Source organism: Arthrobacter sp. YA7-1 (genome assembly GCF_025960325.1).
GTDB lineage: Bacteria > Actinomycetota > Actinomycetes > Actinomycetales > Micrococcaceae > Arthrobacter > Arthrobacter bambusae_A.
In genome coordinates this window covers 3,368,973-3,381,527 of sequence record NZ_CP110114.1, presented here as the reverse complement: position 1 = coordinate 3,381,527, position 12,555 = coordinate 3,368,973, and the positions used below count along the sequence as shown (strand labels likewise).

11 protein-coding genes are annotated in these 12,555 nt (G+C 65.5%); 9 read left to right on the top strand and 2 right to left on the bottom strand.

All coding sequences use genetic code 11. The features are described 5' to 3' along the window. Nucleotides 1-10 precede the first annotated feature (10 nt). Entirely contained in the window at nt 11-1,684 is a 1,674-nt protein-coding gene (locus OIT41_RS15840) for an AMP-binding protein (protein ID WP_264636787.1), read from the top strand. Between the two features lie 132 nt (nt 1,685-1,816). Continuing rightward, nucleotides 1,817-2,779, top strand: coding sequence for a hypothetical protein (locus OIT41_RS15835; protein WP_264636786.1), 963 nt, complete (start codon nt 1,817-1,819; stop codon nt 2,777-2,779). Nucleotides 2,780-2,796: 17 nt separating this feature from the next. Here OIT41_RS15835 and OIT41_RS15830 read toward each other — a convergent pair whose 3' ends face one another. Continuing rightward, nucleotides 2,797-3,789, bottom strand: a complete 993-nt coding sequence (locus OIT41_RS15830) for a DNA-3-methyladenine glycosylase family protein (RefSeq protein WP_264636785.1) — start codon at nt 3,787-3,789, stop codon at nt 2,797-2,799. A 150-nt stretch (nt 3,790-3,939) separates the two neighbouring features. On the opposite strand from OIT41_RS15830, the gene OIT41_RS15825 reads away from it, so the two are divergent. The 5 genes from OIT41_RS15825 to OIT41_RS15805 all read left to right on the top strand — a co-directional run bounded on the left by OIT41_RS15825 (nt 3,940) and on the right by OIT41_RS15805 (nt 9,069). After that, on the top strand, nt 3,940-4,347 hold the full coding sequence (locus tag OIT41_RS15825) for a VOC family protein (protein WP_241707047.1): 408 nt from the start codon (nt 3,940-3,942) through the stop codon (nt 4,345-4,347). A 124-nt stretch (nt 4,348-4,471) separates the two neighbouring features. After that, nucleotides 4,472-5,857 carry a cystathionine beta-synthase gene (locus OIT41_RS15820; protein WP_236812368.1) on the top strand — a complete coding sequence of 462 codons (1,386 nt, stop codon included), beginning with the start codon at nt 4,472-4,474 and terminating at the stop codon, nt 5,855-5,857. A gap of 14 nt (nt 5,858-5,871) precedes the next feature. After that, nucleotides 5,872-7,035: a cystathionine gamma-synthase gene (locus tag OIT41_RS15815; RefSeq protein ID WP_264636784.1), complete on the top strand. Its 1,164-nt coding sequence runs from the start codon at nt 5,872-5,874 to the stop codon at nt 7,033-7,035. Nucleotides 7,036-7,195: 160 nt separating this feature from the next. Continuing rightward, the gene (locus OIT41_RS15810; protein WP_264636783.1) at nt 7,196-7,723 is read left to right on the top strand and encodes a winged helix-turn-helix transcriptional regulator; all 528 of its coding nucleotides are present in this window, start codon (nt 7,196-7,198) and stop codon (nt 7,721-7,723) included. After that, nucleotides 7,720-9,069: an MFS transporter gene (locus OIT41_RS15805; RefSeq protein WP_264636782.1), complete on the top strand. Its 1,350-nt coding sequence runs from the start codon at nt 7,720-7,722 to the stop codon at nt 9,067-9,069. The genes OIT41_RS15810 and OIT41_RS15805 overlap by 4 nt, the downstream gene beginning before the upstream one ends. Before the next feature lie 53 nt (nt 9,070-9,122). Here the strand turns inward: OIT41_RS15805 and OIT41_RS15800 are convergent, their stop codons facing one another. Then, a complete protein-coding gene (locus OIT41_RS15800; RefSeq protein ID WP_264636781.1) occupies nt 9,123-10,307 on the bottom strand; it encodes an acyl-CoA dehydrogenase family protein in 1,185 nt (394 codons plus the stop codon). A gap of 81 nt (nt 10,308-10,388) precedes the next feature. On the opposite strand from OIT41_RS15800, the gene OIT41_RS15795 reads away from it, so the two are divergent. Together OIT41_RS15795 and OIT41_RS15790 are read left to right on the top strand one after the other, a co-directional pair. Further along, nucleotides 10,389-11,873, top strand: a complete 1,485-nt coding sequence (locus OIT41_RS15795; RefSeq protein WP_241707051.1) for a sensor histidine kinase — start codon at nt 10,389-10,391, stop codon at nt 11,871-11,873. Further along, a complete protein-coding gene (locus OIT41_RS15790; protein ID WP_241707052.1) occupies nt 11,870-12,544 on the top strand; it encodes a response regulator in 675 nt (224 codons plus the stop codon). Before OIT41_RS15795 ends, OIT41_RS15790 begins: the two co-directional genes overlap by 4 nt. The last annotated feature ends 11 nt before the right edge of the window (nt 12,545-12,555 follow it).

Here is a 12,555-nt window from a genome sequence, read left to right as displayed (position 1 = left end):
GCGTGCGTTCATGCTTTCCTACACAGCCGGGGACACTGACGTCCCGCTGCTTGAAGAGACCATCGGCGCCAACTTTGAACGCGTCGCGGCGCGGTTTCCGTTGCGGGACGCGCTCATCGAAGCCGCCGTGGTGCCCGGCGATGAGGCTCGGCGCTGGAGTTACGAAAAACTGAACGACGACGTCGACCGGCTCGCGCGTGCGCTGCTCGCGATGGGCGTCGCGAAGGGTGACAGGGTAGGCATCTGGAGCCCGAACTGCGCCGAATGGACCATCCTGCAATACGCCACTGCGAAGGCCGGCGCGATCCTGGTCAACGTCAACCCGGCATACCGGAGCCACGAACTCGAATTCGTGGTCCGACAGAACGGCATGCGGATGCTGGTGGCCGCGCCTTCGGACAAGAACAGCGACTATGTGGGCATGGCCCGGGAGGCCTTGGCTAGCTGCCCTGAGCTTCGGGAGCTCGTGTTCCTTCCCGATCTTGGACTGGACATGCTCAACGCAGGCGAACCGCAAAGCGACGCCGAGCTGACGTTCGCCGAGCTGCTCAAGCGGGCGGACGACGTCGGGCCGTCGGCGCTCAAGGCGCGCATGGCGGAACTGGATCCGCACGATCCCATCAACCTGCAATACACCTCGGGAACTACAGGATTCCCCAAGGGTGCCACGCTGACACACCACAACATCCTCAACAACGGCAACCAGATCGGCAGGCTGCTGGGATACACCGAACGCGACCGCGTGGTCCTTCCGGTGCCGTTCTACCACTGTTTCGGCATGGTCATCGGGAACCTGAACGCGCTGAGCTTCGGAGCTGCCACCATTATTCCCGGGCGCGGATTCACCCCGGCTGCCGCCCTGGAAGCGGTTCAGGATTTTGGCGGCACCTCGCTGTACGGCGTGCCCACCATGTTCATCGCCGAGCTGGCTTTGCCGGACTTCGCCTCCTACGACCTCTCCACGCTGCGCACAGGGGTCATGGCCGGCTCACTGTGCCCTATCGAGGTCATGGAGCGCGTCATCGGGGAGATGAACATGCGGGACGTGGCCATTTGCTACGGCATGACCGAGACTTCGCCGGTATCCACCATGACCCTCGCGGCGGACACCCTGGAACAGCGCACCACGACTGTGGGCCGCACGATGCCCCGGCTCGAGTCCAAGATCGTGGATCCGGGCACCGGCGAAACCCTGGAACGCGGGGGCATCGGCGAGTTGTGCACACGGGGCTACGCAGTGATGGACGGGTATTGGGGCCAGCCGGAGAAGACAGCCGAAGCCATCGACGAGGACGGCTGGATGCACACCGGCGATCTCGCCCGGATGGACCCGGACGGGTTCATCGTGATCGAAGGCCGCATGAAGGACATGGTCATCCGGGGCGGCGAGAACGTCTATCCCCGCGAGATCGAGGAGTTCCTGTACCGGCATCCGGCCATCCAGGACGTCCAGGTCATTGGGGTTCCCGACTCCAAATACGGCGAAGAACTGATGGCCTGCATCATCCTCAAACCGGGAGCAACTTTGGACCTGGACGGGGTGCAGGAGTTCTGCCGCGGCAGGCTGGCCCACTTCAAGATCCCGCGCTACGTGGACATCAGGGAGAGCTTCCCCATGACGGTATCCGGCAAGGTGCGCAAGATCGACATGCGCGAAGAAGCGATCGCCCGCCTGGGACTCTAACTCCAACGCGGGGTCACTTACGGCCCATGCCGGGCAGCAACATGGGCCGTAAGTGACCCCGCGTTGGCGTGGTTGGAAGTCTGCCTGTGGATAACTGCTTGCAGGGGTCAAATTGCGGCCAAACTGGATCCCATGGTCCGCATCATTCCGCTGCCGAACGAACTCAGCAACCGTCCTTTCACGGTCTATGAATCGCGCGGCCTTGGCGTCGCTCCGAAGCGGCTGCGGGCCAGGGACGTGTCCGACGGCGGCCGCCTGATCTACTTGCCCGCGGGTCGTGAGTTTGAGTTTGCCGAAAGGGCACGCGTCCTTGCCGCGGCAACTCCGGGCGCCTGGGTGTCCCATGAGAGCGCCGCGATATTGACCCGGCTCGGCCTTCCTCCGTGGCTTGGCGACGGCGGGACGATCCACCTCAGCAAACCCCATGCGCTTCCCCGGGTCCGCCGGACGGGAGTGACTGGGCATCGGGTGCGCGTCCTCCCGGGCGAAGTCACGGAAATTGACGGAATTCCTGTGTCCTCTCCATCCCGGACGTGGCTTGACCTGGCGCATCAGTTGCCGCTGCGGTACGTGATTGCCATGGGCGACCAGTTGATCCGCATGCCCCGGCCGGGCCTGGAAGGACGGACGGAGCCCTACGCGGACAAGGAAGGGTTGCGCCTCCTGATCCGGCAGCATCCGAATATGAAAGGCGTCGAGAAGGCCCGGCTTGCCCTCGACGACATGCGCGTCGGAGCGGACTCGTTTCCGGAGACATTCCTGCGGCTGGCCATGGCGGATGCACGATTGCCTGAACCGGAATTGCAGCTCTGCCTCGATCCGGATGATCCGTGGTCGCCTTCCGCGGACCTGGGGTACCGGCGATTCCGGATCGCCGTCCAGTATGACGGTGCCCCGCACCTTACGCGGGAACGGCAGACAAGGGACAACCGGAGGGACGAGGCTTTCACCAGCGCCGGCTGGTCCTACTTCAAGGCCAACGCCGATGACCTGGCCGAAGGGTTCGCCGGCCTCATTGTCCGGATCAAGCGGGCGAAACCCCCAACGCGGGGTCACTTACGGCCCATGCCGGGCAGCAACATGGGCCGTAAGTGACCCCGCGTTGCCAGGCTTTAGTGTCCCCGATGGTCCTGGATGGTCATCCGCGGTCCGAACGTCGGCTTGCGGAAGCCGCTGAGCCCGAGCATCCGGACCACCCGCTGCCGGTGCCCCCGCCACGGTTCCAGGAGGGCGATCATGCCGGCGTCGTCCGTTTTCCTGCCCGTGAGCGCGTAACCGACGTACGAGGCCAAATGGTAGTCGCCCACCGCGATCGAGTCCGGGCAGCCATGGGTCCGCTGGACAACCTCCGAGGCCGTCCAGATGCCGATTCCCGGGATGGTCTGCATCTTGGCCCCGGCTTCCGCCGCGCTGAGTGAGGCGAGCCGTTCAAGCGCGACGGCGGATCGCAGCGCCCGCATGACAGTCCCCGAGCGCTGGGGACCCACTCCGGCTTTGTGCCACTCCCATGAAGGGATGGCCAGCCATTGGGCGGCGGTCGGCGCCACGAGGAGGCCCGATGGCATGCCCGACGTCGGGAGGCGGCCCGCGCTTGGCGCTGCGGTGCCGTACCTGTACATGAGGTAGCGGTAGCCCCGGCGGGCTTCGATGGTGGTGACCTTTTGCTCAAGAATCGTGGGCACAAGGGAGTCCACCACGCGGCCGGTGGTGGGCAGTCGGACGGCGAGGTTCCGGCGTCGGGCTTCTCTGACCATCCGCGGAAGGGTCGCATGGAAGGAGGCGTCGTCAAAGCCGGACCAGTCGTCCCGGCTCCCCAACAGCGCTGGTACGGAGGCAATGGCGGAACCCGCGCCGGGGCCCCAGGCCTGCGCATCGACAGACGTGTCTTGGCCGGTTCCCGCGGCCGTGAGGCGCAGCGTGGCCGGGCCGGCCGGCGTCGTGAAGGCCATCCACACGCCGTCCTGCCGTGCAGCGAAGGACGGATCACCGTTGCCGCGCATGAGGATTCCCACGGTCTGCAGGAGGTCGAAGGGGCCGCCGGGGTGCCATCGCACTGACGCGTCGGCCGCAGCCGCTGCGGCCGGTGGGACATCGACGATGGTCATTCCTTCATGGTCGCATGCTCGTCGGACAACACCGGACATGTCCCGAAACAAGCAGTCCGAGAGGCCCCTTACGCCGCGAAACCCACACGACTAGACTCCACGTGTGGCGCGGGGCGTCTGCGCCTTCCAGGACAATCTCAGGAGAACGCAATGGCCGGTGTAGTGCATTTTGAAATCCCCGCGGACGACAAGGAGCGGGCCAACACTTTCTACCAAGGTGCCTTCGGCTGGATGCTCAACCCCATGCAGGAAATGGACTACACGATCGCCATCACCACGCCTTCAGACCCGCAGACAGGCATGCCGAGCGCGCCCGGGGCCATCAATGGTGCTCTGTTCCCGCGCTCGGAAGAACTGAAGACGCCCATCATCACGGTTGACGTCGAAGACATCGAGGCTTCGCTCGGCCAGATCGAGAGTGCGGGCGGATCCGTGGTCAAGGGCAAGGACGCTGTTCCGGGCATGGGCTACTACGCGTACTTCAAGGACACCGAAGGCAACATCCTCGGCCTCTGGCAGACCGATCCTTCGGCAGGAGGCTCTGCACCGGCTGAGTGAGGGTGTCCCGCTAGCTTGACCCGCGTGGCCGTCGCTTGGTGAGGAGCGAAGCGGACGCGGCCCGGCACAGGTCTGAGCCTCGGCTGCACCGGAGCAGTCCCGACCAAGCGGTAACTTGGTACCTATGAAGTACGCCCAGTCCGTCCTGGACCTCATTGGCAATACACCGCTCATCAAGCTCAACCACGTGACCGGGGACATCAAAGCCACCATCCTGGTGAAGCTCGAATATGTGAACCCCGGAGGCTCGATCAAGGACCGCATCGCGGTGAAGATGATTGAGGAAGCCGAGCGGGACGGAAAGCTCAAGCCGGGCGGAACCATCGTGGAACCGACCTCGGGCAACACGGGCGTCGGACTTGCCCTGGTGGCGCAGCAAAAGGGTTACAGGTGCATCTTCGTCGTCCCGGACAAGGTGGGCGAGGACAAGCGTGCCGTGCTCCAGGCGTATGGCGCCGAAGTTGTGGTGACTCCCACCTCCGTGGCCCCGGACAGCCCGCAGAGCTACTACAGCGTCTCCGACCGGCTCGTGTCCGAGATCCCCGGAGCGTACAAGCCGGACCAGTTCTCCAACCCCGCTGCTCCCGGCAGCCACTACGAAACCACCGGGCCCGAAATCTGGCGCGATACCGATGGGAAGATCACGCACGTCGTGATCGGCGCGGGAACGGGCGGCACCATCACCGGCACAGGCAGGTACCTCAAGGATGTATCCGCCAACCGGCCGGAGTCCGACGGCGGCCGCGTCAAGGTCATCGGCGCGGACCCGGCAGGCTCGGTCTACTCGGGCGGCACGGGGCGCCCCTACTTCGTGGAGGGCGTCGGCGAGGACATGTGGCCGGCCAACTACGACAAGACCGTGCCGGACGATGTCATTGCCGTCAGCGACGCAGACTCCTTCGAGATGACCCGGCGCCTGGCCCGCGAGGAAGGCCTCCTGGTGGGCGGCTCCTCGGGCATGGCAGTGGTTGCCGCCTTGCAGGTGGCCAAAGACCTTGGCGAGGAAGCCGTCGTCGTCGTGATCCTGCCGGACTCCGGGCGCGGCTACCTGGCGAAGATCTTCAACGACAAGTGGATGCGCTCGTACGGCTTCCTCTCCGGCGGCGAGGAGGCCTCGGTGGGCGAGGTCCTGAAGTCCAAGACGGGCGAGATGCCGGACCTCGTCCACATCCATCCCAACGAGACCGTCCGCGATGTCATTAACATCATGAACGAATTCGGGGTCTCGCACATCCCGGTCCTCTCGCAGGAACCGCCGGTGGTCATGGGCGAGGTGCTCGGCGCCGTCGATGAGCGCACGCTGACCTCCAAGCTGTTCCGCGGCGAGGCGAAATTGACCGACAAGATCTCCGAGCACATGGGGGAGCGCTTGCCGGTCATCGGCTTCTTGGAAACCATCTCCGCCGCGCGCGAGCTGCTGTCCGACGTCGACACCGTCATGGTGACGTTCGTCGGGGCTCCCGTGGGCATCCTGACCCGCCACGACCTTCTCGCCTACCTGAGCAACTGACACTAGGAGTTCACATGTCTGCAAACGAAGCAGGATTCAACACGCGTGCCGTCCACGCCGGCCAGGCCTTCGAGCCGCGCACCGGCGCCGTGGTTCCGCCGCTGCACTTCAGCTCGACATATGCCCAGGACGGCATAGGCGGTTTGCGCGACGGCTACGAATACGGCCGCGGCGGCAACCCCACGCGCGATGCGCTGCAGGAGCAGCTCGCCGCGCTCGAGGGCGGCACCCACGCCTACAGCTTCAGTTCGGGCCTCGCCGCGGAGGACTCCCTGATCCGTGCCGTTGCCCGGCCCGGCGACCACATCGTCCTCGGCAACGACGCATACGGCGGCACCTACCGGCTCATCAACCGCGTGCTCGGTGAGTGGGGCATCGGCAACACGCCAGTGGACATGTCCAACCTTGATGCCGTGGCGGCGGCCGTCGCGGCGAACAACACCCGCATCGTCTGGGTGGAAACTCCTTCCAACCCGATGATGAAGGTCACCGATATCGAAGCGCTCGCCAAAGTAGCGCACGACGCCGGTGCCCTCCTTGTCGTCGACAACACCTTCGCGTCGCCCTACTTGCAGACCCCGCTCGCCCTGGGCGCCGACGTCGTGGTCCACTCGACCACCAAGTACATCGGCGGCCACTCGGACGTCGTGGGCGGAGCGATCGTGGTGAAGGACGCCGAGCTGGCCGCGAAGATCGGCTTTGTGCAGTTCGCCGTCGGCGCCGTGTCCGGACCCATGGATGCGTTCCTGACCACCCGTGGTCTCAAGACGCTCGGCGTGCGCATGGACCGCCACAGCGAGAACGCCCAGGCGGTGGCCGAATGGCTGTTGGAGCGCCCCGAGGTCGAAGCCGTGCTGTATCCGGGACTGCCTTCCCACCCGGGCCACGAACTCGCGGCCAAGCAGATGAAGAAGTTCGGCGGCATGATTTCCGTGCAGTTCAAGGGCGGCGAAGCTGCGGCCCGCAAAGTGGCGGAGTCCACCCAGGTGTTCACGCTGGCCGAGTCCCTGGGCGGCATCGAGTCCCTCATGAACTACCCCTCGGAGATGACGCACGCTTCGGTCAAGGGCACCGAGCTGGCCGTTCCGGTCAACCTGATCCGGCTTTCCTGCGGGATCGAGGACGTCGAGGACCTGATCGCGGACCTTGAGCAGGCGATCGGCAACATCGCGGACTGAATGCCCCTCCACTTCTGACCTTCTTTGATTGTCGATCCGGCCGGGACACGCCATCACCACGGCATGTCCTGGCCGATCCTCTTTCGAACCTGGTCGCAAGGGGAGAGCCGTCCCCGTCACAAACCTAGCTTTCTTTAGAAAAGCCAACTAATCTCGGACCATGCCCTTACGATCCGATTGGTCCGAGCGGACGTGCAGCCTGGCGCGCGGCCTCGATATCCTCGGCGACCCTTGGGGAAGCCTGGTGCTGCGGGAGGTCTTCTTCGGCAACGGCCGGTTCGATGCCATCAAAACCCGCCTCCACATCGCAGACAACGTCCTCAGCAAAAGGCTGACTTGGCTGCTTGAGTCGGGCCTGCTCGCCCAACGGCCCTACCAGGATGGCGCCCGCACCCGCCAGGAATACGTCCTCACGGCCAAAGGGGAAGATGCCTTGCCCGTCTTGAACGCCATCATTCTCTGGTCCGAGAAACATCTCGATGCGCCTGCGGACAACGCCCACATGCGCGTGATCCACACCGGTTGCGGACTGCCGACGGCGTCGGCTGATACATGCTCCCACTGCGGTTCCCGCCTGACCGCGGCCAACACCAGCTGGCATAGCCTCACGCGATCGGAACACCCCGTGGCCTTGGCCACTGCCCCCGCCAGACGTGACCTCCTGGACGAATCGGAGCCCTCCGCATGACCGCACCCAATCCCACCAAACTTTCCGCTGGCAAGACTCCGCGGAAGCGTCGACTCCACCCCGCCTGGATGGTCGCCGCCGTCGCGTTCCTGGCACTCGTAGGCGCGGCCGGTTTCCGGGCGGCACCCGGCGTGCTCATGGTGCCGCTGCAGCAGGAATTCGGCTGGTCAACAACCGTCCTGTCGCTCGCGGTCAGCATCAACCTGGTGTTGTTCGGCCTCACCGCGCCCTTCGCTGCCGCGCTCATGGAACGCTTCGGCATCCGCACCGTCACCTCGATTGCCCTCTGCCTGATCGGCCTCGGCTCCGCCCTGACGGTGTTCGTCAGCCAGTCCTGGCAGATCCTGCTGACCTGGGGTGTGCTGATCGGGCTCGGCACCGGATCCATGGCCCTGGTTTTCGCGGCCACCATCGCCAACACGTGGTTCTCCAAGAACCGTGGACTCGTGATCGGCATCCTGACGGCGGGCAGCGCCGCCGGGCAGCTTGTGTTCCTGCCCTTCATCGCGATGCTCGCGCAGAGCCCGGGCTGGCGCGGCGCCTCGCTGTTGATCGCCGCCGGAGCGCTCGCGGTAGTGCCGCTCGTGTTGCGCTGGCTCAAGAACTCACCCGCCGACGTCGGGGTCCAACCTTACGGTGCGGAATCCGAGGAGCCGACGACGGCGGAAGCCGCCCCGGTCCCGGAAGTCGCCAACGCTGAAGGCGCCAAGACGCCCAACGCCGCCGTGCGCGCACTGCAGGTCCTCAAGCGCGCCAGCAAAGTGCGCACGTTCTGGGCACTCGTTGCCGGTTTCGCCATCTGCGGTGCTACCACCAACGGCCTGATCGGCACCCACTTCATTCCCTCGGCGCACGACCACGGCATGCCGGAAACCACCGCGGCCGGCTTGCTGGCCGTCGTCGGGATCTTCGACATCGTGGGCACCATCGCTTCCGGTTGGTTGACGGACCGCTTCAACCCCAAGGTGCTCCTTGCCGTGTACTACCAGTTCCGCGGGGTCGGGCTGCTGGTGCTGCCCGTGCTCCTGAGCTCCACCGTGCAGCCGAGCATGATCCTGTTTGTCGTGGTGTACGGCCTGGACTGGGTGGCCACGGTGCCTCCGACGGCGGCCATCTGCCGCAAGGTGTTCGGGGCGGACGGATCAGTGGTGTTCGGCTGGGTCTTCGCCGCGCACCAGCTTGGAGCCGCGGCTGCAGCGTTCCTCGCGGGTTACATCCGGGACGCCACGGGCCACTACACCTATGCATGGATCGGTGCTGCCGCTATGTGCACCGTGGCAGCCGTCATCAGCGCCACCATGCGTAAAGACGCGGCCAGGAAGGAACCGGTCCCGGTCGGAGCCTAGGCCCGGTCGGCTAGGCCGGGCGCGGGACCGGCGCGTGGCCTGCGCCAGTGAAGTCAGCGGAAAGCCGGGATGCCCGTGATGTGCTGGCCGAGGATGAGCGTGTGGACCTCGTCCGTGCCTTCATAGGTGCGCACCGATTCCAGGTTGTTGGCATGGCGCAGCGGCGCGTAGTCCAGCGTAATGCCGTTGCCGCCCAGGATGGTGCGGGCGTCGCGGGCGATCTTGATTGCCTCGCGCACATTGTTGAGCTTGCCCACCGAGATCTGTTCCGGCCGCAGTTTGCCGGCGTCCTTGAGCCGTCCAAGATGCAGCGCGAGCATGGTGCCCTTCTGGATCTCCAGGACCATGTTCACGAGCTTCTCCTGGGTCAACTGGTAGCTGGCCAAGGGCTTGCCGAATTGCATGCGGCTTCCGGCATACTCGAGCGCGGCCTCGTAGGAGTCACGTGCCGCGCCCATGGCACCCCAGGCAATGCCGTACCGCGCCTCGTTAAGGCAGGAGAACGGGCCGCGGAGGCCCAGCGCACCCGGGAGGAGGGCCTCGGGACCCAGCCGGACGGCGTCGAACACCACATCGCACTGGATCGAGGCCCGCATGGAGAGCTTCCCGTCGATGGGAGCCACGGTGACTCCCTGAGCGCCGGCCGGAACCAGGAAGCCGCGGATGCCGTCGTCGGTGTTTGCCCACACCACCGTGACGTCGGCGATCGACGCCATCCCGATCCAGCGCTTCGAACCATTCAGCACCCAGCCGGCGTCGTCTCCCGTCCCGTCGCGGCGCGCAAAGCTGGCCATGGACGACGGGTCCGAACCCGCCGTCGGCTCCGTCAAGGCAAAGCAGCCGATCAGTTCGCCGGCAGCCATGCGCGGGAGCCATTGTTCCTTTTGCGCTTCGCTGCCCCAGCGGTGGATCGCCGTCATGGCCAGGGAGCCTTGGACGGACACGAAGGTGCGGATGCCGGAATCGCCGGCCTCGAGTTCCATGGCTGCGAGTCCGTATTCGACGGCGGAGCGGCCCGGGCAGCCGTAGCCCTCCAGATGCATGCCAAGGACTCCGAGCTCGCCGAGTTCCGCCGGCAGTTCCCGCGGGAACAATGCCTCCTCGTACCACCGGCCGATGTTCGGGCGGATCCGCTGGTCGGTAAAATCGCGTACCTTCTCACGAATCTCCAGTTCCTCAGGGGCCAAGAGGGAATCGAGGGCAAGGACATCGGAGGTATTCGTCGTTGAATGGCTCATGCCAGCATCCTAGGCCGGACATGTTCCTCGCGGCGGCCTGCGGGCGCAGGAGCGGCACCTCCGCCGTGCCAGAATTGAGCCATGGCCGCGGCAGACGTGAACGCAATAGGACTGCCGCTACGGGCAGTCAAGGGGATCGGGCGACGCCGCATTCTGGCGGGCCTGGCCTTGGCCCTGCTGCTGCCCGTCGCGATCGAAGTCCTGGTGTCCGCGCTGCAATACCGGAATTTCGCCATGATCATGCTGTTCCAGCTGGCCGTCTCGGCAGCGGTTGCGGCAATCGGGGGCCTGTGGCCGGCCGTGGTGTCCGCCGTCCTCGGCAGCATGCTGTTGAACTACTTCTCGGCAGATCCGGTGGGCTCCCTGTCCATCGCGGATCCCACTACGCTTCTCACCCTGGTTATCTTCCTTGCTGTGGCGTGCGGAGTGGCGCTCGCCGTCGGCTTGGCGACCAGGCGGGCCCAGGAGGCCGCGCACTCCGGCGCCGAGGCAAGGGCCCTCAGCGAGCTGGCCCTTCGTATCCTGAGCTCGGACGGCAGCCTCGAGTCATTCCTGGACAAGATCCGCGTCAACCTCGGCATGGAGGCGATGACGCTGCTCGCCACGTTTGACTCGCCGGACGCCCCCGGACCCAACTGGCAAGTCCTTGCAAGCTCCGGGATTCAACCGCCGGTGACCCATGCGGCAGCCGACCATGCCGCCGTCGTCGATCGCAACTACACGCTCCTGCTCCGGGGTGGACCGCTTTCCGAACAGCATCGCCGCATGCTCGCCGCGTTCGGCGCCTTCGTGGTGGCGTTGAGGGAGCGCCAGCAGCTCGTCAAGAGCAGGCAGGACAACGTGCGCCTGGCCGAAGGCAACAAAATGCGGACCTCCATCCTGCGCGCCGTCTCCCATGATCTCCGCACTCCTTTGGCGGGCATCAAGCTTGCTGTCAGCAGCCTGCGACAGGAAGACGTGACCTTTGCCCCCGAAGACGAGCGCGAACTGTTGGCCACCATCGAGGACTACGCGGACCGCTTGGATCACCTGGTGGATAACTTGCTGGACATGTCCCGGATTACTGCGGATGCCGTGAATCCGCTGCTGCGAGGACTGGGCTGGCACCAGATCATGCCGGAGGCTTTGCGCGGCGTGCCGGGGGAGCGCATCCGCAACGAGCTTCCGGCAAACCTTCCCCTTATAGAGGCCGACGCCGGGATACTGGAACGCGTCGTGGCGAACCTTGTGGAAAACGCAGTGAAATACGCGCCTGATTCCGATGTTGTGCTGGTGGCTCGGACCGGAGCGGGCATCACGGTGGATGGTCGGCCGGCCAGCGAACTCCGCGTGATGGACCATGGTTCGGGGATCACGCCAGCGGCAGTGCTGGAGCTTTTCCAGCCTTTCCAGCGACTCGATGATTCTGCATCCAGCCGGGACGGCCGCAGCGGAATCGGTTTGGGACTCGCTGTCGCCAAAGGATTCACCGAGGCCATGGGCGGTACGCTCATGGCTGAGGCGACGCCGGGAGGCGGGCTGACCATGGTGGTCACACTCCCTCTGTGGACGGGAGGGCGGCCATGAACCTCGTGCTGATCGTGGAAGATGAAGCCCAGATCGCCAGGGCAATGCAAATCAATCTCCACGCCCACGGCTACCACGCCATCAGCGTGGGCAACGGCGCAGATGCGCTCAAAGCGGCGGCCCAGCAGCCCGTGGACATCGTTGTGCTCGACCTTGGGCTTCCGGACATGGATGGTGTGGATGTGATCAAGGGAATCCGCGGCTGGAGCACCATGCCCATTATCGTGCTGTCCGCCCGGCACGGTTCGGAAGACAAAGTAGAAGCGCTCGACGCCGGAGCCGACGACTATGTGACCAAGCCCTTCGGCCTGGACGAACTCCTGGCCAGGCTCCGTGCCGCCTCGCGGCGGGCAGCACCCAGGCATGAAGCGCCGACGCTCCAGACCGCCGACTTCCTGGTTGACCTGGCCGGAAAGAAGATCACGAAGGACGGCGCGGAAGTACGGCTGACGCCCACGGAGTGGAACATCCTGGAATTGCTGGTGCGCAACGCCGGACGGTTGGTCAGCCAGCAGCAGATCCTCACCCAGGTCTGGGGACAGGCCTACGCCAAGGAGACCCAGTACCTGCGTGTCTACATCGCGCAGCTCCGGCGCAAGCTCGAACGCGACCCCGCCCAGCCCCGCCACCTCCACACGGAGGCCGGCATGGGATATCGCTTCGATCCGTAGCTGCGTACGTA